This window comes from Leptospira idonii (genome assembly GCF_004770995.1).
Classification (GTDB): domain Bacteria; phylum Spirochaetota; class Leptospiria; order Leptospirales; family Leptospiraceae; genus Leptospira_A; species Leptospira_A idonii.
On sequence record NZ_RQHW01000047.1, the window covers coordinates 434660 to 456970 of the forward strand.

Consider the following 22311-nt stretch of genomic DNA (forward strand, 5'->3'; position numbering starts at 1 on the left):
AGGTTTTATGAGAAAGTTGATCGTCCTTTTCCTATTCTCCTTTATATTCACGGCATCCGTATCTGCACAAGCAAGCGGAGGTTTGGCGGAAGAATTCACTAAACTGGAAGATTACCTTAGAAATAAAAAACAATCTCCCGAAGAGAAGAAAAAAATCTTCGAGTCCAATATTCTAAACTCGATTCGCATCACTTTGAATCGACGACTTGCCGATCCGAAGAAAGAATTGAAAGACTTAAAAATCCAGGACGTTCAGACTGAGCGTTTGGAAGGAACGAACAATCTGTTCGTAAAATATAAAAATTTCTATATATCCTATTCTTATGCGGTAGATCCTGAAGAATACTTAACCACTCCCGTGGAAGAGAAACTTTTGGAAAAACCTGCAGGAGCGGATTTAAATGCTTCTCCTCACCAAGATGAGAAAGCGCAGGCGAAATAACTTTTTCGAGTTTCAATGGGCAATGAAGATTTTGTAGAAGTATGGAATTGGGTGTTGGAGGCAGGGGATCAAATCCTTGCCATTTACCAAACCGATTTTGCAGTGAAAGACAAGGGAGGAAATGATCCGGTTACGGAAGCGGATCTCCTCGCCAGCGAATTCCTTCAAAAGAAAATTTCCGAAAGATTTCCTAAACATGGTTTTTTATCCGAAGAAATTCGTGACAATTCGGATCGTTTGGACAAAGAATGGGTTTGGATTTTAGATCCTATCGACGGAACCAGAGAGTTCGTGAAAAAAAACGATCAGTTCGCACTCAGCCTCGGTTTGGTTCGAAATGGAACACCTGTTTGGGGAGTGATTTTTAATCCTGCTACGGGAGAGTTTTTCTCCAAATTGGATTCTACTTTTTTCATCAAACTCACTCCTCCTTTTTTCACTGCCGAAAATTTGGAAAAAATTCTGCTCACTTCCAAATCCGTTTTTTCTCATGAAGACATCGATTTCGGCAAGGAACACAAACCTATTTTGAATGTTTCTTACTCTGAAATGAAAGAAGGTCTTTTCGAAGATTCCTTTTGGAAAGACGGTTTTGAAATCAAGGCGATGGGAAGCATTGCTTACAAATTAGGCTTATTATCCGCAGGTCATGTGGATTTGATCGTTTCCTTAAAACCCAAAAACGAATGGGATATTTGTGGCGGCATATCTTTGTTAGATGAAGAGAATTTCAAATATTTCCCTTTGAAAAAAGATTCCAATTATTCGTTTAACAGAAAAGATACGAAATCCTTCGGACTTGTTGCGGGAAACAAAAAGGCTGTAGGATATTTGGAAAAACTGGTTTCCATTTCCACCTTGTCGGAAAGGGTAAAAGACAAGTGGTAAATCCCATACGAATCGCTATGGATGCCCGACCTCTCTCCACCCGCATCTCCGGGGTAGGCAGATTGATTGCGGAAACCATCAAGGCCTTTCCTCATCCTGAAAAATATCATTTTTATCTATTCACCCATCTTCCCATCCATCCGGACCATCTTTCCGTATTGAACTTACCGAATGTGACTTTGGTTTCCGGAGGAGGTTTTTTCCGTTGGAAAGGAGGATTGTATTATAATCTCTATCTTCCTTGGATCTTGAGATGGATGCCTATCGATCTTTTTTGGGGCTCTCAGCAGATCCTCCCTCCTTTTTTACCTGGTAAAATCCAAGCAGTACTGACTTATTGCGATTTGGTTTTGTATCTTTATCCTAAAACCATGCGCACTCTGGCAAGATGGCAGCAAAGATTATTCCAAAGTTATTCCGTGCATAGGGCCGCTTATATTCTTTCCATTTCCAGACAGACAAGTGATGATATGTGTGCGTATTTTGATTATCCTACGGATCGTACGGATGTCTCTTATCCTGGAGTGAATCGAAAAGAAATAGATGAGCTTTTAAAAAAAGATCCTTCCAGAAGAATACAAGACTTAGGCGAAGATTTCATTCTTACCGTTTCCACAATCGAACCCAGAAAAAACTATCCTTTCCTTTTGAAAGTATTTCGGGAATACAGAAGGATGAATCCCAAAGATCACAAACATTGGGTGATTGTGGGAAAAATAGGATGGGAAAACAGTGAATTCATTGAAGAGCTGAGACAGGAACAATCCTTATTCAAAGACCTCCATATTCTGGATTCCGTGGGAGATTCCGATCTTCAGCATATCTATAAAAACTCAGGGCTCTTTTTGTTCGCTTCGCATTACGAAGGTTTTGGGATTCCCATGTTGGAAGCGATTTACCATAAAAAATATTGTATGGTTTCGGATATTCCCACTTTCAGAGAGATCGGTGGGGACGGAGTGACTTATCTTCCTTACCAAACGGAAGAAGATGCGAAAGAGTGGGCTTTGGAAATTTTTAAATTTTATCAAAATCCCATCCAACCGGGTTCTGACATTTCCAAGTTCACTTGGGAAAATGCCGCCTCAGTTACGGAGCAGACATTTCAAAAGATATTGAATCTTTGAAAGAATCCCTTCTTTTTCCAGACGATTCCGGAAAATAAAATCAAATTCTTTTGGGAAATAGATTCCACATGGAGATGGAATTTGTCGGAAGTCATCGCTTGGACTTTCGCCTTCCATTCCTTCGAAAGATCTGTAAATTCCAGGGTGTCTGCGTAAATTTCCACAGGGTTTTCCCAAACGATTGTCGTTTTGGATTTTTCTCTTTCAAAAACGGAACCATCTTGTCCCTTTTTATGGGACCACAAAACTTCCGTTTGTGCATTATTTTCGTAGGGTTCTTTTTCCGTCAGAATCATGGAAAGGCCGGAGCCGGACCATTTTCCTCGAGCGTAAATTTTCCATTCCTCGAAAGAAGAGAAGTAGTTGTAAGGGCGAAAATTCAGAATTTTATATTCCTATGAGAACTTCTCTGTCCATTTTATTTTTCGTTTTGCTTCCATCTCTCATTTTTTGCAAAAAGAGTGATGTCTCTCCTTCTCAAAAACTCATCGATCTAGATGTTTACACTACAAAAAAAGAAAAGTTCAATCTTTCCGAAGCGAAAGGAAAGGTTGTCGTTTTGGATTTTTGGGCTACTTGGTGCGAGCCTTGTTCCAAAGCGGTTCCAGTGATCAATCGTTGGAAGTCTTCCGTGCCGGAAGAGGATTTTTTATTTTTGGGAGTGAACACGGACACGGAAGCGAGTGTGCAAGAGATTGAAAAACATAGCGAAAAATTGGATATGAAATACAAATCCGTCTTGGATCCGGATTGGAAACTAACTGAAAATTACCAAGTGGAAGGAATGCCGTGTCTTATCGTTTTTGGAAAAGATGGGCGCATGCTCTATCGTCAATACGGTCTTCAGTCAGAAGATTTGGCGGGACTCATTGTACGTTCCAGAGTTTGGAATGATTGATATTTTCTTTATAAATTTGTGCGATGCCAAATAAAACAAACGTTAGCAAAATTGTTTCGAAAGAGTTTTATCTGTGGAAAATGTCTTGACTGAGTGACTTCGTACAAGTCAGCTAAATATACCTTTTTACGTATAGATCCAGAAAGGAGTCAATAATGCCAGCCAATTTGCCCGAACTCTTCCAGCAGAGTGCTGAAAAATTTGGGAACCGCCCCGCCTTTGTTAGTAAAGACGAAACAAAGAATTACAAACCAGTTACTTTTAAAGAAGTTTATGAATTAGGATTAAATCTTGCAGAAGCCCTAATCGATTTAGGAGTACAAGCAAGAGAAAACGTCGCTTTACTTGCGGACAATCGTTTGGAATGGATCGTCAGTGATTACGGAATCTTGATGTCCGGAGCTGCCGATGTTCCTCGTGGAACAGATATTACCGATTCTGAAATCGTATATATTCTCAATCACTGCGAAGCAAAAGTTGTTTTCTTGGAAAACGATAAGATGTTGGAGAAGTTCCAAAAGAACAGATCTCAATTCGAATTCGCGAAAACATTGGTCATTATGGATGCTAAGTCTACCGCTACGGGAGTTCTCAAACTTTACGATTTGATCGAAAAAGGAAAAGAGTTGAGAGCGAAAGGTTCTCGCAAAGCGGAAGAAAGAGTCAAAGGAATCAACTCCGAAGATCTATTTACAATCATTTATACTTCAGGAACTACAGGTATGCCGAAAGGGGTTATGTTGAAACATTCCAATATGCTTCACCAAACAACTAGCATCCTTTCCGAAATGATCGATATCAAAGCGGAAGAAAGAATGTTGTCCATCCTTCCTGTTTGGCACGTATTCGAAAGAGTGTTCGAATATCTTGCGATTGCTGCGGGATGTTCCACTTATTACACGAACGTTCGTGACCTAAGAGACGATATGAAAAAAGCAAAGCCTACTTTTATGGCTTCCGCTCCTCGCCTTTGGGAAAGTATCTATAATGGAATTTATACGAGAATCAGCGATCCAAAACAAACTCCTGCAATACGAAGAGGTTTGTTCAAATTAGCTTACTTTTTCTCCAAACATTTCAACGCTTCATTGCGCTTCTTGAAAGGGAACAAAGTCGATTATACTGGCAGAAACCCGATCGTTTCTTTGGGAATGGGGATTTACTCTTTCGTGGTTCTTGTTCTTACAGCTCCTCTCTATTTTGTTTTGGATTTAATCGTTCTTTCTAAAATCAGAGAAGCCACAGGCGGGGAATTGAAAGCTTCCGTGTCCGGTGGTGGTGCCCTTCAAAAACATGTGGATGCATTCTTCAATGATATAGGAATCAATGTTTTGGAAGGATACGGTATGACAGAGACTTCTCCGGTCATTTCCGTAAGAACTTTCAAACAATTGATCCAAGGTTCTGTGGGAGCGATCACTCCTCAGGCAGAAGTTCAAATCCGGGACGATTCCGGAAAAGTTCTCACTCATATGGATGCAAACCAGAAGGTTCTTGCCGGTAAAATCGGACAAAGAGGTGTGATCCACATCAAAGGACCTCAAGTGATGAAAGGGTATTATAAAAACCCAGAAACCACTGCGAAAGTATTGAAAGATGGTTGGATGGATACCGGAGACATCGGTATGTTCAATTTCAAAAAGACTTTGACCATCACCGGTCGTGCTAAGGACACTGTAGTGCTTCTTGGCGGAGAGAACGTAGAGCCGGTTCCGATCGAAAACAAACTGACCGAATCTCCTTATATCTTCCAGTGTATGGTGATAGGACAAGATCAAAAGAACTTGGGAGCGATCATTATTCCTGATTTCGATAAATTAGCCGAATGGACGAAAGAAAACGGAATCAGCGAGACCGACAAACAGAAGTTGATTGAAAATCCGAAAGTTGTCGATTTCTACAAAAAGGAAATCAAGGCTCTCAATAATACGAAAACCGGATTTAAGTCTTTCGAACAAGTCACTCCTTTCTTTTTGATTACAAAACAGTTTGAAGTGGGAGATGAGATGACCAACCTTCATAAAATGAAGCGCCACCTCATCGCAGAGAAATATAAAGAAAAGATCGCCAGCTTGTACGCTACTGATAACTAAAATCGGAAGCTACAGAACTGGATGTTCGAAAAAACCGCCTTCTTTCGAGGCGGTTTTTTTTTGCTTTCTTCTTTTTTCCCATTTTGCCGATAGATTTTATGTGAATCCTTTGGATGGCCAAGCCTCATCAATACTAGAACCTTCCGTTTTTTACCCTTATCTCCATCAGGATTATTATGGGATGGACTCTTTGTTTTTGTCCCCTTTGCAGAAAAACGAGATCTGGGACTTTCAAAATGTTCCTCAGTTCCATCCTGCATTTTTGGCTTTTTTAACCCTTCGTTCTTTTCTTGTTTTTGAATCCTTCGGAGCACCTCTCCAAGTAAGAGGACTTTCCCGTATTTGGAAAACGTATCTTTCTAAGTCGGGTTATTTCAAAAAGAATTCCAATTTGGTCACTTTAGAATTCATTCCCGATTTACTTTCCTTAGGCGAAGAAGAGATTTCCCATACTGAAATTTCTTTTCAGGATTCTTGGAAATACAAAATGAATTGGGAAACCACTGAGAGAGACAAAAAAGTCGTTTTTTTCTGTGCTTCCGGGAGAGACCAAGAAAAGTCCGCAAGTCTTTCCGAACTTTTATCCCAGTTTTTGATCGATTCCCAAAAGGCGAATCATTTAACAAGGGCTTATATTCGAAAAGAAACTTCCTCTTATTTGTATCTTCAGTCTCCGGACCAAGTGCATCCCAGAGTATTTTTCCGCGAAAATACGAAGGAACTTTCCCCTTTTCTGCTTTTTATCGCAGAACTATCTCCTTTTTAGAACTTCATTCTCTTAGATTCAAAGAGCGGACAATATGCAATAATTTCGCCGCTTTTTCGATGATATTCGATGTTTCTAATATTTCTTGTTTGATTAAAAATTCGTAGTTTAACAGAGATGCGATGAAATCGATAGGGAAAGGATGTTTGGATATGTGATTCATCTTCATGATGAGGGATTCATCCGCTCCCTCCGCCAGAAGGATTCTTTTGGTGAGCATCAAAAGTTCGTCTAAAACCGCTTTGAATTCATCGTTTTGTTTTTGAAAACCTTCCTGTGGAATTTTTTCCACAGTGGCGATGAGAAACGGATCTTGGGATTGGTACTCCAGTAATTTGGCAGTTCCCAAACCTTCCAAAATGATATTGGATCTCCCGTCAGGAAGTCTTTCCTTTTGGATGATATGACCCCATCCGAAAATTTCAGGGATGGGAGGAATTCCCAGACCCTTCCATTCTTTGGGAAAGGGCGCCATTGCCATTTCACTTCCGTTTTCCAGGCAAAAATCGAGCATCATCTTGTATCTTGGCTCGAAGATATGCAAAGGCAGAAAAGTTCCCGGGAAAAGGAATACTTCCGGCAGGGGGAATATCGGCAACGTGAAGGTTGACACGAAAAAAGGATTCCTATTCACTGTTAAGCTGTAAATCTAAAAAGACCAGAAAGAGAAGAGAAGCATTTGAAAATCAATTCCTTGAAATTGCAAGAAACGTTCCTCCGTTTAAAAGAACAAAAAATCATGGTGATCGGGGATCTTATCCTGGATGAATATCTATTCGGAACTGTGGATCGCATTTCCCCCGAGGCGCCCGTTCCTGTTGTTTGGGTGAGAAACGACAAACACACTTTGGGAGGCTCCGGGAACGTCATCCAAAACCTTTCTTCCATAGAAACCAAGTCCATTGTAATGGGTAGATTGGGGAAAGATAAGGCGGGAGACTTGATGAAGTCCCTGATACTCAAGGGAAATGTGTCCGAAAAAGATCTTCGACTGCTAGAGTCCGAGACAATTCCCACTATTTTAAAAACCAGAATCATCGCCTCACAACAGCAAGTTTGCAGGGTGGATCGGGAAGAAATCGTCCCTTTGACTCCTGATGAGGAAAATTTCGTTTTAGAACAATTTAAGTCTAAAATCGGGGAATGTTCCGCAGTGATCGTATCCGACTATGACAAAGGTTATTTGACAAAAAAAGTGATCGAAGAAGTGATTCGGATCGCTGTGGAAAACAAAGTCATCGTAACTGTCGATCCTCAGATCAGTCATTTTTTTCTATACAACGGGATCGACATCATGACTCCGAATCATCACGAAGCAGGAAAGGCCTTGGGGAAAAAATTGGAAACGGAAAAAGATATCGAAGCTGCCTGCATCGAAATTTCCGAAAGAATCCGTCCCAAAGCGATGATGATCACCAGAGGCGACAAAGGTATGACGATCTATGAGACGGACACTAAAAAGTTTCACCATATCCCCACTGTCGCCAAAGAAGTGTTTGATGTGACTGGGGCGGGGGATACTGTCATTTCCACATATACCGCTTTTCTTGCCGCAGGAATGTCCATTCACGAGGCGAGCCTGATCTCCAACGCAAGTGCGGGAGTCGTTGTTGGGAAGTTAGGTGCTGCTACCGTGACTCATAAAGAGATCGAAGACAATTTAAAACAATTGGGTCTTTTGGAAGAGGCAAAATAAATGAGCTTTTATTCTTCTCTTTCTTCCAAACTCGTTCCTTCCGAGAAAATCGAAGAGATCCGTTCTTCCTTGGAAGGTAAAAAAATCGTTTTTACCAACGGTTGTTTCGACATCTTACATCCAGGTCATGTGGAGTATCTTTCTCGTGCCAGAGATTTAGGAGATCTGCTTTGGCTGGGACTCAACTCGGATGATTCCGTGAAAAGACTGAAAGGTCCTAGCCGACCCTTAAATTCTTTGGAAGATAGAGCCAAAGTTTTGGCAGGGCTTGGATGTGTGGATTTGATCTCCGGTTTTGAAGAAGACACTCCTCTTCGTTTGATCGAAAGAGTGAAACCCAAGATTCATACGAAAGGTGGGGATTATGTGAAAGAAAAACTTCCCGAATTTTCTCTCATCCAATCGTTGGGCGGAGAAGTGGTCATTTTGCCCTTTTTACAAGGGAAATCCACAACCTCTCTTTTGGAAAAAGCTAAATCCTCTCTCTAAACGTATTGATTTTGGGGTAAACTCTCCCAGTCTGTAAAAAACAATTCATTTCCTGAGGTCCGATTTGTCCAAGACCAAATACATATTCATTACGGGAGGAGTTTCTTCCTCTCTTGGCAAGGGAGTTACCGTAGCTGCTCTCGGTTGCCTGCTCGAAGCAAGAGGATACTCGGTATCTTTGCAAAAGATGGATCCTTATATCAATATCGATCCGGGAACCATGAGTCCCTACCAACACGGGGAAGTTTATGTGACCGAAGACGGCGCAGAAACCGATCTCGATTTGGGCTATTACGAAAGATTTACCAAATCCAAGTTCTCCAGAAAAAATTCTGTTTCTACGGGACAAATCTATCATGCAGTGATCGAAAGAGAAAGGAAAGGCGATTATCTGGGAAGAACCGTTCAAGTGGTTCCCCATATCACGAATGAAATTCGAAATAGAATTTATGCGTTGTCTAGGGACAACGAAACCGATTTCGTCATTGTGGAAATCGGAGGAACCGTAGGAGACATAGAGTCCGTTCCTTTTCTGGAAGCGATTCGTCAGATGCGCTACGAGCACGGAGCATCTCAGGTTCTTTTCCTGCATCTAACTTTGGTTCCTACTATCGTTGCCGCCGGAGAAGCGAAAACGAAACCCACTCAGCATTCCGTAAAAGAATTGTTAGCTTTGGGAATCCAGCCGGATGTTCTTATCTGTAGAATCAACAAACCTATGTCTAAAGAAATGAAGAGTAAAATCTCTCTTTTCTGTAACGTAAAAGATCAAAACGTTATTTCTGCAGTGGATATCGAAACTTCCATCTACGAAATCCCTATGATGTATAGGGAAGACAAATTGGATGAAGTGGTTCTCAATGCATTGGGAATGGATCTTCGAAAACTGAATTTTGCCCATTGGGAAAATTTGGTAAAAAAGATCAAAAATGCGAAGAAGACCGTTAAAATCGCACTCATTGGTAAATATATTTCCTTACAAGATGCATACCGCTCCGTTTACGAGTCGTTAGCTCATGGAGGAATTGCAAACGATGTCCAAGTTCAAGTTGTAAAATTGAACCCGGAAGAAATCGATTCCAAAAACGTAAAAGAACTCCTCAAAGGGGTGCACGGTATTTTAGTTCCCGGCGGTTTCGGAGAGAGAGGGATCGAAGGAAAAATCGCATCCATACAATATGCTCGAACCAAAAACATTCCTTTTTTCGGAATCTGTTTGGGGATGCAGTGTGCTGTGATCGAATTCGGCCGCAATGTTTTGGGCTTTAAGGATGCCAATTCCACAGAGTTCCAACCGCAAGTTAAATATCCCGTCATTTCCATGATCGAAGAACAGATGGAAATAGAAAGAATGGGCGGTACTATGAGATTGGGCGCTTATCCTTGTGTGATTAAAAAAGGAAGTTTGGCGTATCAGGAATACAAGTCGGAACGAATTTCGGAAAGGCACCGACATAGATTCGAATTCACACTTCGTTACAAAGATGAATATGAGAAAAAAGGTATGATTCTTTCCGGTTTTTCACCTGATGAAAGTTTGGTGGAAATCGTGGAGATACCGAATCATCCTTGGTTCGTAGGAGTTCAATTCCATCCTGAATTCCAATCCAAACCGACGGAACCGCATCCATTGTTTGCCGGTTTCATTCGTGCATCCGCAAAACTTGCGAAAAAATCGGAGGAATGATATGACTGATTTAATAGAAGAAAGAGAATTTTTCGGTAAAAAGATCGGAGGTCGTAATCCTTTTTTCCTGATCTCCGGACCTTGTGTTATGGAAAACAAAGATCTTTTGGATCGAGTTTGCGGGGAAATGAAAGAGATCTGCGATGAATTGGGAATCGTTTATATCTTTAAGTCTTCCTTCGATAAGGCGAACCGTTCTTCCATCAATTCCTACAGAGGACCCGGATTGGAAGAAGGCCGAAAACTTTTGGATTTCATAAAAAACAAATACAATCTCCCTGTGCTAACAGATGTTCATGAAACTGCTCAGGTAGACCCTTTGAAAGACACTGTGGATATTTACCAAATTCCTGCATTTCTTTGCCGCCAAACGGATCTAATTGCAAAAGCTGCGGAAACCGGCAGATGGGTGAACGTAAAAAAAGGACAATTTTTGGCACCGGATGACACTCGTCATATCAAAACAAAAATCCAAGAATCAGGTTCCGAAAAATATATGGTTACAGAAAGAGGAGCCAGCTTCGGTTACGGAAACTTGGTTTTCGACACTCGTGCCATTCCGATGATCCATAAACATGGAATCCCTATCGTTTACGATGGAACTCATTCCGCTCAACTTCCAGGAGCCGCAGGAAACATCACCGGAGGAGTAAGAGAGTTCATTCCTCACATGATGCGTGCCGCAGTTTCCGTAGGAGTGGAAGGGCTTTTTATGGAAGTGCATCCTGATCCTGAAAAAGCGCTTTCGGATGCGACAACACAGTTTCCTCTTCATAAGGCAAAACAACTATTGAAAAACCTTTTGGAGATCGATCGTTTTGTAAAAACGAAAGTTCTGGGATTCGAGTAATTTTTATTAGGTGAATTTCTGATGAAGTTTCTTCTGATTCTTTCTTTCGTTTTTTGTTTTTCCACTTGTAAGGACAAAAAATACCTTCGCGTAGAAGAAGAGAAAGAATCCGGCTCTATGATTTCCATGAGGGATTTTTCCCGCATTTCTTACACGAAAGAAGGCCAATTGGAATGGAAATTGATGGGAAAAGAATCTTATATTTTCCCGAAAGACAATCGCACAATCGTTTACGGATTCGAGTTCTACCAATACGAAAACGGTAAGTTCAAATCGTATTTATCGGGAGAAAGAGGAGAAATCAATCATGCCAGTGAAGCTGTCGTATTGCAGGGAGGAGTCAAACTCAGAACGGATGAAGGAAGAACTCTGACGTCGGAAACTTTAAATTACAATTTAAGTGAAAAAACTCTTTCTACGGATGATGATGTGACTATTTTTTCCGACGGAACCACGATTCGAGGAAAAGGCTTAAGAGCGGATAAAGGCCTGAACAAATATACCATTTTGCGACCTTCCGCAATTTCCGTCGGCGGAACCAACCCATTGAAAGATAAATGAAAGCCTCGTTTTATATTTTAATCATCTTTTGTTTGTTTATCGGTTCGGGACTTCCCGCTCATACCTTAGAGCCGCCCATTTTGTTCGGATCGGATGATCTTCTGAGATCCAATTCTTTGGATTCTATTTTGAATAAAAAGGAAGATAAAAAGAGAGACAAAACCCCTGTTTTGTGGGGAGGAAATTCTTTGACACAAGAAGAAAGAGTGATCAACGGATTTCAGATGAAGACCTTTATTTTGGGAGGAGGCGCTTACATCACTCATAAGTCAGTGAAACTCAGCGCTCGTGAGATCGAAATCATAGGGGAAGATGCTGTTCTCGGAAATCTAAAAGGGCAAGTAGTTGTGGAGGACCAGGAAAACGGAGCCACACTCATCGCTTCTAAAGGTGTTTACGATAAACTTCAAGGCACCGTTTCTTTGGAAAATAAACCGGTTCTCATTCATAAAAAAGACGGTAAAACGGTTAAGATCCATTGTGAATCTATCGTCCGTTATTTGGAAGAGGCAAAAACTGTTTTATCCGGAAAAGTGACTGTAGTTTCCTCCGACTTTCAGGTGTTTGGAGAGGATGCAGTTTATTATGAAAAAGAAGATAGAATCGATTTGGCAGGAGAACCATTTTTATTCAGCGAAAATCGTTTTTTGCAAGGGAAAACTCTTTCTTATTTCGTAAAAGAAGGAAGCATTCGTTTGGAAGAGAATGCGAATATCTATCAGGTAAGTTACGAAAAGGATAAATCCCAAAAAGAAGGTTTTGGTAAAAAAAACAAACAGGAAGATACGAATAAATCCGCCTCCTTGTCTGAAGAAAAGAAACGCCATATAACGATATTTAGTGGAGATAAGTTGGTCCATAAAAACAAAGGGCAAGACTCTTATACTTCCATGGAAGGAAACGCTCTTTTGCATCGGGAAGATTCCGAATTCCGTGCGAAAGAAATCGAAAGTAGGGAAAATAATAAAAACATAAAAGCTAAAGGAGATGTTTCGTATCTGGATAAAGAAAACGGATACAGAATGCAGGGTGGTTTTTTGGAATACGATAAGCAAAAAGGGTATTCATATCTTTCTGAAACTCCTCAAATCTTCTTTTTGGATAAAAAAACTCTGACAGAAAAGGGAAATTTATCTGCGGTGTTCATCGAACGATTCGATGTAAAAAAAGAAGCGGTCGCCAGAGGAAATGTCCGCATCGAAACTCAATCTTCCGTTGCAGGAGGCGAGTTTGCTACCTATTACGAAGAAGAAGATAAATTGATTTTGGAAGGAAATCCGACTCTTGTGAGAGACGGAACCAAGGTTTCTGCAGGAAAGATCATTCTTTATCCTACGGAAGATAAAGCTACTTTGAGCGACGGATTAAAAGTGTTGAACAATGACGAAAAGAACTAAAAAAACTCAGGCAGCTGAGACTGAGGTTGTGGAAACCGTTCCTTCTCCTCCCGCTCACATCAAAACATTCAAGATGGAGAATCTTGTTAAGATATATAACAAGAGAAAGGTGGTAGATGGAGTCAGCTTTTATATCAAAAAAGGGGAGATCGTAGGGCTTTTAGGTCCGAACGGTGCCGGAAAAACCACTTCCTTTTACATGAGCGTCGGTTTTGTGACCCCTGATGAAGGACATGTTTTTATCGATGAGGAAGATCTTACGAAAGCGCCTATGCATATCCGCGCCAGAATGGGAGTCGGATATTTAGCTCAGGAAGCTTCCATCTTTAGAAAGTTGACCGTTGCCGAAAACCTGGAAGCGATTTTAGAAACGATGAATCTTCCGGGCGACGAAATCATAAAAAGAAGGGACGCTCTTTTGATGGAACTTCAGATCATGAGGGTAGCCAACCAAAAAGGTTACACATTGTCCGGGGGAGAAAGAAGAAGATGTGAAATCGCAAGAGCTCTTGTGACGAATCCTGATTTCATTCTTTTGGACGAACCTTTTGCGGGAGTGGATCCGATTGCGGTGAAAGACATCCAAAATGTAATTCAATCTTTGAAGACGAGAGGTCTCGGGATTTTGATTACGGATCACAACGTTCGTGAAACTTTGAAAATCACGGATAGGGCGTACATTATGTACAGCGGACGAATTTTGATTTCCGGAACAGCGGACGATCTTATCAACGACCCTGAGACCAGAAGAATTTATTTGGGAGAAGACTTTAAGCTGTGAGTTCCATGAAAATCGGTCCGGCGATCACCCATAGGCAGACGCAGAAACTGGTGATGACGCATGATTTGCGTCAGTCGATCGAACTTTTATCTCTTTCTACTTTGGAACTTTCCGATAAAATTCAAAGCGAATTGATGGAGAACCCTCTTTTGGATGAAGTGGGTTCCGATGAAAAAGCGAAAATGCCAGAGTTGTTTTCGTTCGAGGAAGTCAAAAGAATCGAAAAGCTCAACCATGAAAAGAGCACGGATGTCAATTGGCAGGAAACTTATTCCATCGAAGGGCCGAAATCTTACAATCAGGAAGCAAGCGATCGAAATCAAAAATACATAGAATCCTCTTCCAGAGGTGAGTCTTTAGAGGAACATCTTTTAAACCAATTGCGCCTCATCCGTCTCACCAAACTTGAGTTTGAGATGGGAGAGGTTCTTATCTCTATGATCGATGATAAGGGTTTTATCACTCAAAACCTGAATGAACTCGCAGTAGAGATGAATTATCCCGAATTGAAACTCCGAAAGGTTTTGAAATTGATCCAAGAGTTGGATCCCATCGGAATCGGAGCCAAAGACATCCAAGAGACTCTTCTCGTTCAGGCTAAAATTTTATTTCCTGATAATCATCTTTTGCATCAATTGATCGGTGAATTTTTGACCGACCTGGAAAAGATCGATTATAAAAAAATAGCAAGGAACTTAAAGGTATCCGAGGATGAGGTTTCGCATCTGGCGAGATTCATTAAAAAATTGGAACCTTATCCTGCCACTTTGTTCCAAGGAAAAAAAACGGACTATGTCGTGCCTGATGTAGTCGTCAAAGAAATCGGAAACGAATTTAATATCTTTATCAATGACGAATGGCTTCCTAAACTTTCCATCCAAGACGAATACAAGGAACTACTGAACACAAAACTTCCTGCGGCCGAAAAGGAATATTTCCAAACTAAGTTTAGTTCGGCGCAGTGGCTCATTCGATCCATCCAACAAAGACGCCAAACATTACAGAAGGTGGTGAGCTGCATCATCGATTTTCAAGTGGATTTTTTCAGGGGAGGTATCACCAATATCAAACCTTTGACCCTGAAAGAAGTCGCTGAAAAATTAGGCCTGCACGAATCCACTATTTCTCGTATAACAACGAATAAATATATTCAAACCACTTGGGGAATTTTCGAATTGAAATGGTTTTTCTCTTCCGGAGTGAAATCTGCGGAAGGCGGAAAAGAGAGTTCTAAAAAAATACATGAGATCATTCGTAATTTAGTGAAGAACGAAGATGAGGCGAACCCTCTTTCCGACCAGGATATTGTGGATTTGATGGAGAAAAAAGGGATTGAAATTGCAAGAAGGACGGTTGCAAAATATCGTAAGGTTCTTCGGATTTTACCTTCGAACCAAAGAAAACGAATCAGTTCCCTAAAAGGTTAAGATCATGCCCGTTCCGGGAATCACAGTTGAAACCATTCTCAAAGACCATGAAGATCTAAAGCTCGTTCTTTTGACGGGAGAGCAGGGGCTTACCAATCGAATCAATAATGCGGAGATCAATCGCCCTGGACTTTCTTTAACGGGCTTTTTCGATTTTTTTGCCAACGACCGCATCCAAATTTTGGGCAAAGGAGAATGGGCTTATTTGAACTCCCTTTCTCCTGAAAAACTAACAGATATTACTGATCAATTCTTTCAATTCCATCTGAACTGCATCATCTATACTCACGGCAACGAGCCTCAGCTTCCTTTTGTGGAAAAGGCGAAAGAAAAAGGAATCCCTCTTTTTGTGACTCAAGTTTCCACTCATAGATTCATCACTTTGATTTCCCAAATTCTGGATCGTGCCTTGGCTCCTCGTACGATGAGACATGGAGTTCTGATCGAAGTATTCGGGATCGGAACTCTTCTTACCGGTAGATCCGGAGTGGGAAAAAGCGAAACTGCTCTGGAACTCATAGAAAGAGGGCATCGTTTGGTAGCGGACGATATGGTGGAGATTCGTAGGCTCAGCGAAAGTTATTTGATCGGTTCCTGTTCCGATTTGCTTCGGCATCATATGGAAATTCGAGGTTTGGGAATTTTAAACATTAAAGATTTGTTTGGTGTCGGTTCCGTTCGAGATCACAAACTCATCGAACTCATCATCAATCTGAAGGAATGGGAAGAAGGCGGGGGCGATTACGAAAGGACCGGGATCGAACAAAGTATGGAAGATATTTTGGGTGTTTCCGTTCCTTATATTGAGATCCCCGTCAAACCGGGAAGAAACATCCCTATCATCGTGGAAACCGCTGCGATGAACCAAAGACTTCGCAAGATGGGAAAAAACAGTGCGAAAGAATTTTCGAATAAACTAACATCTTATATACAACAGAGCAAAATTGAAACAAATCCAGTTAAAGATTAATGAAGAGAGCATGGGGCTTCATGCAAGACCCGCTTCCTTATTCGTAAAGGTAGCATCCTCCTTTCCTTGTGATATTTTCGTAATCAAAGATGATATCGAGGTGAACGGCAAATCGATTATGGGACTAATGATGCTCGCGCTTGGAGCCGGGATTGAGTTCTCGGTTCGTGCGGAAGGCAAAAAAGAGGACGAGGCTTTGGCTGCCTTGGAAAACCTAATCAAAAACAATTTTGAACTGGATGTTCCGAAATAGATTTAAATTTCCCTTTCGGATTTCGGAAGAAAACCGTTATTACCTGAGGGACGTATTCATCTTCTGTCTGACCGTAACCGTCTCCGTCACTTTGGCTGAAATTTTTATTTTTCGCTCCGAGGAGGAAGTTCCTTTCTCCGCGAAATTCGATACTTATGTTCTTCTCTTAATTCCTTTTTTCATATTATCCCTCATTCTAAGTTATATTTACCGGAACAAAAGGAACTTAGAAACGGGAAAAATTCGAAGTTCCATACGGTATCGTTTAACACTTGCTTTTTTATTCGTAGCTCTTCTTCCTTCTCTTCCTATTTTTATCCTTTCTTCCAATTTGACGGGGAAACTGATCGAAGGGTTTTACAGAGTAGATATCTCTAATGCCTTACAATCCTCCGAATTTTTGATTTCTAATGCGGAAAAAGAAGCGGAGAAAAATCTTCAGGAAAAAGGAATCCGCCTGTTTCGTTCCGCTAAAAACGAATCTTCGGACGGTTACGATATATTCAGAAAAGCGGTGGAATACGGGTTTTTCGAAAAAGAAGATTATTATCTTTGTTATACGGAAAAGGGGAAGGCTAAGTTCGAATCCAGAGGACTATATAAATATATCGAAAATCTGGAATTCGTTCATCCCGAATCTAAACCCGATTTTCTTCAGGCGAAACTTTATCTGGAAGACAAAGCTTATTATTTTCTCAAGTTCACATTGAACGAAGAAACTAATTTATACTTGGGACAAAGAATTCATAAGGGTGTCGAAAAGGAAGTTTTGAACATTGTGAACGCTACTTCCACATACGATACGGTTCGTCTTTGGAAGGAAAAAATCCCCCACAGCATTCGACTAACCATTGCTTTTTTTTCGTTTTCCATGTTCTTCGTTGCGATTCTTTTTTCTTTTATCTTTGCGCGTAAAATCTCCAGGCCTATCATCAATCTTGCGAACGCTACCAAGAAAGTATCATTAGGTGAATCGGATGTGAAGATCGAAATGACGGAAGACGGTGAGATGGGAATTCTGATCGAATCTTTCAATCAAATGGTTTCCGATTTGAAGTCTAAGTCGGAAGAGCTGATGCATACTCAGAGGATCGCCGCTTGGAAGGAAGTCGCTCAGAGGATGGCTCATGAAATTAAAAATCCTCTCACTCCCATTCAGCTTTCCGCAGAGAGAATCCAACGTAAGTTTCAAAATCCTAAGACGGAAAACTTAGGTTCCGTGATTAAGGATGCGACGGAAACCATCATCGGTCAGGTAAGGGTGCTCGAACATTTGGTGAAAGAGTTCAGTGAATTTGCGAGAATGCCTGTTCCTGTTCTTATCAATCAGAATTTGAATCCGATTTTGGAGGAAGCTGTCCGGCTTTTTAAAGAATCCACTGACATAGATTTCGAATTGAAACTAGCGGAAAATCTTCCCGAAGTGTTTCTCGATAAACGACTGTTTTTGGGTGTTATTAATAATTTATTGAAAAATGCGGTCGAAGCGATTCAGTCCGATTATAATTCCAGCGAGGAAGTGGATCTTTGGTCTCCCAAAATGAAAAAGATCCGGATCATGACCAAACTGCAAAGAAAACCTTTGCGTAGGTCGATCGTGATTGAAATCGACGATTCCGGTCCGGGATTAAAGCCCGAATTTAAGGAAAAGATTTTTGAACCCTATTTTTCCACTAAGGAAAACCACGGTTCCGGGATCGGTTTAGCTGTGGTTCAAAAAACGATCATCGACCATCATGGTCATATTTCCGTTGAGAATTCGAAATTAGGTGGATGTAAGTTCCGGATCGAATTACCATTAGGACAGTCTTAAGTATGCCCAAGCAGATTTACATTTTAGACGATGAAAAGGAAATCCGCAAATCCCTTCGTGCGATTTTGGAGGACGAAGAATATCTTGTGGAAGACTTCAGCAACGGAAAAAATTTATTGAAGGCTCTTTCTAAGGAACGTCCCTCCTTGATTTTGTTGGATGTCTGGGTAGGCAAAGAAGACGGCCTTACCATTTTAGACGAATGTAAAAAAATCTATCCGACTCTTCCTGTGGTAATGATCTCAGGGCACGGAACCATCGAACTTGCGGTAAATGCGACAAAAAAGGGTGCTGTCGACTTTTTAGAAAAACCTCTCTCTATCGAAAAGGTGATTCAAACCATTGAGATCGCTCTTCAAAAAACTAAAGACGGCGATAATGAAATTCCGGAAATCAAATTAGAATATGATGAAATTCTTGGACTTTCTCCGGGGATCAAAAAAGTTAAGTTCGCTATCTATCAAGCAGCTCAAACGAACGCCAGAGTTTTCATTTACGGAGATAACGGAACGGGAAAGGAATTGGTTGCCAAGGCGATCTATCAAAATTCCAAAAGAAGGGAATCTCCTTATGTGGAAATCAATTGTGCCGCCATTCCGGAGGAACTCATCGAATCGGAGTTATTCGGGTATGAAAAGGGGGCTTTTACCGGCGCCAATGATAGAAAAATAGGTAAATTCGAACAGGCGCATACGGGAACTTTATTTTTAGATGAGATCTGCGATATGTCCCTGTCCACTCAAGCCAAAGTGCTTAGAGTCCTGCAAGAACAGAGATTCGAACGGTTAGGCGGAAACGAAACCATTTCCGTGGATGTGAGAGTCATTGCTGCTACGAACATCAGCGTGGAAGATGCCATTAAAGAAGGGAAATTCAGGGAAGATCTCTATTATCGTTTGAACGTGATCCCCATCGAACTTCCTCCTCTTAGGGAACGAAAGGGGGACATTCCTATTTTGGTCGAACATTATCTAAAAAAATCGATCAAAGACAACGGACTCAGTCCTAAATCTATAGATCGGGAAGCTTTGGATCTTTTGACCGATCACTTTTGGCCGGGTAACATTCGTGAGTTGAGAAACATTTTGGAGAGGCTTTCCATTATGGTTCCCGGAGATACGATTCGACCGAAAGACGTAAAAGACTCTCTTCACGGCTTTAAAAAAGCAAATGAGATGGCGGAAAGAGGGGATTTGAAACATGCCAAAGAGGAATTCGAAAGGCAGTATATCATCAAAACCTTACAAAACTTCGACGGGAATGTCACTCGTGCTTCCAAGGTTTTGGGAATCGAAAGAACTCATTTATATAGAAAATTGAAAGCCTTGAACATCCAAACGGATCAATTGAACGAAGGGTAAAATTCAATGAATAAAAAAACAATATTCACGGAATTGGTAGAAATCATTGAGGATACCAAATACTTTCTCAAAAAGAATACTCTTCCTGTTTATAAATACGAAACGGAACCTGATCCGAACGATCTGCACTTTTTATGGAAACCTTTGACGAAAAAGTCCGGGGAACAAAAGGCTCTGGAAACCAAGGAAAAACAAAGATCGAACAGAGAAACGATCAATTTTCCTTGTTCCTTATGTACCGGTAAGGTTTCCGGAATTAAAAACTTCTTTTATCGGGGAAGAAAACCTATCCTGGTTTTGCATTATTCCGGAGCTACAACTCCCAAAGAAAAACCTTTCGTCAAAAAGAATCCGAATCAAATCTTTAGGGAACAACTGACTGAAAAAGTATGGGGCGATTTGATCCAGAAGGCATTCGGTTTTTCCTATCTGGAGTTGTTTCACCAGGAATACCCTGCCTGCAATTTTTCCCACACTCAATCCACCGAGATGGATTGGAAGAAAAGAGTCGATACGTGCAAGGTCTATGTGGAAGAAAACATCAAAGACTTTCAGATTGAAGCGATCGTAATTCTCGGTTCTTCCGCTAAATTAGTGTTCGGTGCAGAAAAAGCGAAAGAGTCTTTGGGAAAATTGATTGAATGGGAGATCGCCGGGAAAAAAATTCCTGTGCTTACGATTCGTTCTCCTGAGGCACTTGTATTTTTGGATGAAAAGTCGAAAGGAAAAGCTTCCGATGAAGACACCGCTCTTTTCCAATACGCCCAGGAAAGAAATTCTTTGGAAGAGTCTTTTTTAAACCAATTGAAACAATTACAATCCGTCGTTTCCTGATCTATGTTTTTGTATGCGGAGGTGGCGGTAAATATCAGTTGGGAAAACAAAACCCTTACCTATGAATTGCCCGAAGGAGTTTCCAATATAGAAAGAGGTATCCGTGTTCTTGTGGAACTGAACGGAGACGAATCCGAAGCTGTCGTATTAGAAACGCATAACAACGAACCGAATTACAAAACCAAAAAAATCATCAAACTCATCGATACTTCTCCCGTGATTACGGAAAGTCAAATCTTGCTGGGAGAATGGATGGCGGAAACCTATCTTTCCTCTCTGGGGGAAGCGCTATTTAAGATGGTTCCCAAAGGAAAAAGAAGAAAACTTAAGCCCGAAACCATTCCTGCTACCTTGGAGGAAAACCTTCAAGTATTGAATGAAGAGCAGAAAAATGCATTCGATCGAATTTTTTCCTCCTCCTTGGAAGAAATGGTACATTTGTTATATGGTATTACAGGAAGCGGTAAAACGGAAGTATATATCCATTTAATGAAAGCTTACTTGGAAAAGGAAAGAGGAGGAATTTTATTTTTAGTTCCTGAGATCAGTCTTACCTTTCCTACCATCCAGAGAATTGAAAGAGTATTTCCTAACCAAGTGGCAGTGCTTCATTCGCATCTCAAAATTCAGGAAAAATTTCAAAATTACTGCGATATTTTGGAAGGAAAAAAAAGGATCGTGATCGGAACCAGATCCGCTGTCTTTGCTCCTTTCGAAGACATTCAACTGATCATCATAGACGAAGAACACGACGGTTCTTATAAGGAAAATTCCTCTCCTCGTTATCATGCGAGGCAAATCGCCTTACAACGATTAAAAAAGAACTCTGGAAAATTGGTTTTGGGAAGCGCCACTCCCAGTTTGGAAATTTACCACCAGGCATATACCGGTAGAATCGGCTTTCATAAGTTGACGAAAAGAGCGAATCCGAATTCTTCCTTGGCGAAAATCGAAATAGGAAAACCCAGGGAAGATTCCCAACTCATTTCGGGAGACCTTCAATTTCGCATCCAAGATCGTTTGAGAAAAAAAGAACAGACTCTTATCCTCTTGAACCGCAGAGGATACAGTCCTCTTATTTTTTCCAAACAGAAAAACGAATACATACAATGTCCCAAATGTTCCTCTTCTCTTTGTTATCATAACGAAGGAATCGCCCGCTGCCATCTTTGCGGATATAAAATCATGATGAGAGATCTTTCTGCCGAGGAAAACGGAGAGATCGATCTTGTGGGAGCAGGAACTCAAAAACTGGAAGAAACCTTAGTCAAAATATTTCCTGGAGCGAAGGTGGAACGACTCGATCAGGACTCCACTAAAAATAAGGACATTGTTAAGGAAGTATTGGAAAGATTGGAAGCGGGAGAATTGGATATTCTTACTGGAACGCAGATGGTTGCGAAAGGTTTGGATTACCCCAAAGTGAGTTTGGTAGGTATTTTAAACGCCAATCATGGATTAGGTGTTCCTGATTTCAGAAGTGCGGAAAGAACCTATTCTTTGATCTCTCAGGTAGCGGGGAGAGCAGGCAGGGGCGCCATCCCTGGAGAGGTTTTTATCCAAGCAAGTGATCCCAGTCATCCGGTCATTCAAATGGCGCTTCATCAAAACTTTCACGAATTCTACAGATGGGAAATAGATCTGAGGCATTCCTTACGCTATCCTCCTTTTTCCAGACTGGCAAGGCTTGTGTTTCGTTCCAAAGAAGAAGAGCGTGCCAATAGAACTGCTATTTTGTACAAAGAAAAACTAGTGAATCTTTTGAACGAAAATTCAGGGATAGATATTCTCGGTCCGTCTCCCTGTCCTTTTTACAAAATAGATAATAATTTTCGTTATCATATTCTTTTGAAGTCTCCCACGATACAGAATGTCCGGGAAGTTTTAAGAAACTTAAAGTCGGAAGCAAAGCCGGATATTCGTTGTTATGTGGAATATGATTTGGATCCTTTGGATCTTGTATGAAAAATTCGAGGTG

At 41.0% G+C, this 22311-nt stretch carries 22 protein-coding genes; 20 read left to right on the forward strand and 2 right to left on the reverse strand.

The window, feature by feature from the left end:
* Positions 1-7: 7 nt before the first annotated feature.
* Genes EHS15_RS14030 through EHS15_RS14040 form a run of 3 tightly spaced genes read left to right on the forward strand, consistent with a single transcriptional unit; the run spans position 8 to position 2457 of the window.
* A complete protein-coding gene (locus EHS15_RS14030; RefSeq protein ID WP_135761188.1) occupies positions 8-442 on the forward strand; it encodes an LIC11625 family surface-exposed protein in 435 nt (144 codons plus the stop codon).
* 15 nt (positions 443-457) lie between these two features.
* Positions 458-1330, forward strand: a complete 873-nt coding sequence (locus tag EHS15_RS14035) for a 3'(2'),5'-bisphosphate nucleotidase CysQ (RefSeq protein WP_135761189.1) — start codon at positions 458-460, stop codon at positions 1328-1330.
* Positions 1324-2457, forward strand: a complete 1134-nt coding sequence (locus EHS15_RS14040) for a glycosyltransferase family 4 protein (protein ID WP_135761190.1) — start codon at positions 1324-1326, stop codon at positions 2455-2457. Before EHS15_RS14035 ends, EHS15_RS14040 begins: the two co-directional genes overlap by 7 nt.
* Here the strand turns inward: EHS15_RS14040 and EHS15_RS14045 are convergent.
* Positions 2436-2753 (reverse strand): hypothetical protein, encoded by a 318-nt coding sequence (locus EHS15_RS14045; RefSeq protein ID WP_135761191.1) that lies wholly within the window; start codon positions 2751-2753, stop codon positions 2436-2438. The genes EHS15_RS14040 and EHS15_RS14045 overlap by 22 nt on opposite strands.
* A 101-nt stretch (positions 2754-2854) precedes the next feature.
* Here EHS15_RS14045 and EHS15_RS14050 point away from each other — a divergent pair, with 101 nt between their 5' ends.
* The 3 genes from EHS15_RS14050 (at position 2855) to EHS15_RS14060 (ending at position 6214) form a co-directional block, all read left to right on the forward strand.
* Positions 2855-3355 (forward strand): TlpA family protein disulfide reductase, encoded by a 501-nt coding sequence (locus tag EHS15_RS14050; RefSeq protein ID WP_135761192.1) that lies wholly within the window; start codon positions 2855-2857, stop codon positions 3353-3355.
* Positions 3356-3510: 155 nt separating this feature from the next.
* On the forward strand, positions 3511-5448 hold the full coding sequence (locus tag EHS15_RS14055; RefSeq protein ID WP_135761193.1) for an AMP-dependent synthetase/ligase: 1938 nt from the start codon (positions 3511-3513) through the stop codon (positions 5446-5448).
* A 100-nt stretch (positions 5449-5548) separates the two neighbouring features.
* Positions 5549-6214, forward strand: a complete 666-nt coding sequence (locus tag EHS15_RS14060; protein WP_425460646.1) for an LIC11631 family protein — start codon at positions 5549-5551, stop codon at positions 6212-6214.
* A gap of 4 nt (positions 6215-6218) precedes the next feature.
* Here EHS15_RS14060 and EHS15_RS14065 read toward each other — a convergent pair whose 3' ends face one another.
* Positions 6219-6827, reverse strand: a complete 609-nt coding sequence (locus EHS15_RS14065) for an LON peptidase substrate-binding domain-containing protein (RefSeq protein WP_135761195.1) — start codon at positions 6825-6827, stop codon at positions 6219-6221.
* Positions 6828-6893: 66 nt separating this feature from the next.
* On the opposite strand from EHS15_RS14065, the gene rfaE1 reads away from it, so the two are divergent.
* The 14 genes from rfaE1 to priA all read left to right on the forward strand — a co-directional run bounded on the left by rfaE1 (position 6894) and on the right by priA (position 22298).
* On the forward strand, positions 6894-7910 hold the full coding sequence (rfaE1, locus tag EHS15_RS14070; RefSeq protein ID WP_281277637.1) for a D-glycero-beta-D-manno-heptose-7-phosphate kinase: 1017 nt from the start codon (positions 6894-6896) through the stop codon (positions 7908-7910).
* Positions 7911-8399, forward strand: a complete 489-nt coding sequence (gene rfaE2, locus EHS15_RS14075) for a D-glycero-beta-D-manno-heptose 1-phosphate adenylyltransferase (protein WP_135761196.1) — start codon at positions 7911-7913, stop codon at positions 8397-8399. It begins immediately after the preceding gene.
* A gap of 64 nt (positions 8400-8463) precedes the next feature.
* Complete coding sequence (locus EHS15_RS14080; protein ID WP_135761197.1) at positions 8464-10086, forward strand: CTP synthase; 1623 nt, start codon at positions 8464-8466, stop codon at positions 10084-10086.
* A gap of 1 nt (position 10087) precedes the next feature.
* On the forward strand, positions 10088-10936 hold the full coding sequence (gene kdsA / locus EHS15_RS14085; protein WP_135761198.1) for a 3-deoxy-8-phosphooctulonate synthase: 849 nt from the start codon (positions 10088-10090) through the stop codon (positions 10934-10936).
* Positions 10937-10957: 21 nt separating this feature from the next.
* On the forward strand, positions 10958-11497 hold the full coding sequence (gene lptC, locus EHS15_RS14090) for an LPS export ABC transporter periplasmic protein LptC (RefSeq protein WP_210416350.1): 540 nt from the start codon (positions 10958-10960) through the stop codon (positions 11495-11497).
* Positions 11494-12894 carry an LptA/OstA family protein gene (locus EHS15_RS14095; protein ID WP_135761200.1) on the forward strand — a complete coding sequence of 467 codons (1401 nt, stop codon included), beginning with the start codon at positions 11494-11496 and terminating at the stop codon, positions 12892-12894. Before lptC ends, EHS15_RS14095 begins: the two co-directional genes overlap by 4 nt.
* A gap of 73 nt (positions 12895-12967) precedes the next feature.
* On the forward strand, positions 12968-13675 hold the full coding sequence (gene lptB, locus EHS15_RS14100; RefSeq protein ID WP_135761487.1) for an LPS export ABC transporter ATP-binding protein: 708 nt from the start codon (positions 12968-12970) through the stop codon (positions 13673-13675).
* 5 nt (positions 13676-13680) lie between these two features.
* A complete protein-coding gene (gene rpoN / locus EHS15_RS14105) occupies positions 13681-15102 on the forward strand; it encodes an RNA polymerase factor sigma-54 (RefSeq protein ID WP_135761488.1) in 1422 nt (473 codons plus the stop codon).
* 4 nt (positions 15103-15106) lie between these two features.
* Positions 15107-16072, forward strand: a complete 966-nt coding sequence (gene hprK, locus EHS15_RS14110) for an HPr(Ser) kinase/phosphatase (protein ID WP_135761201.1) — start codon at positions 15107-15109, stop codon at positions 16070-16072.
* A complete protein-coding gene (locus EHS15_RS14115; RefSeq protein WP_135761202.1) occupies positions 16047-16325 on the forward strand; it encodes an HPr family phosphocarrier protein in 279 nt (92 codons plus the stop codon). The genes hprK and EHS15_RS14115 overlap by 26 nt, the downstream gene beginning before the upstream one ends.
* Positions 16312-18138, forward strand: coding sequence for an LIC_11548 family sensor histidine kinase (locus EHS15_RS14120; RefSeq protein ID WP_135761203.1), 1827 nt, complete (start codon positions 16312-16314; stop codon positions 18136-18138). The genes EHS15_RS14115 and EHS15_RS14120 overlap by 14 nt, the downstream gene beginning before the upstream one ends.
* Before the next feature lie 2 nt (positions 18139-18140).
* Entirely contained in the window at positions 18141-19499 is a 1359-nt protein-coding gene (locus tag EHS15_RS14125) for a sigma-54-dependent transcriptional regulator (protein ID WP_135761204.1), read from the forward strand.
* A gap of 6 nt (positions 19500-19505) precedes the next feature.
* On the forward strand, positions 19506-20333 hold the full coding sequence (locus tag EHS15_RS14130; protein ID WP_135761205.1) for a hypothetical protein: 828 nt from the start codon (positions 19506-19508) through the stop codon (positions 20331-20333).
* Between the two features lie 3 nt (positions 20334-20336).
* A complete protein-coding gene (gene priA, locus EHS15_RS14135) occupies positions 20337-22298 on the forward strand; it encodes a replication restart helicase PriA (protein WP_135761206.1) in 1962 nt (653 codons plus the stop codon).
* The last annotated feature ends 13 nt before the right edge of the window (positions 22299-22311 follow it).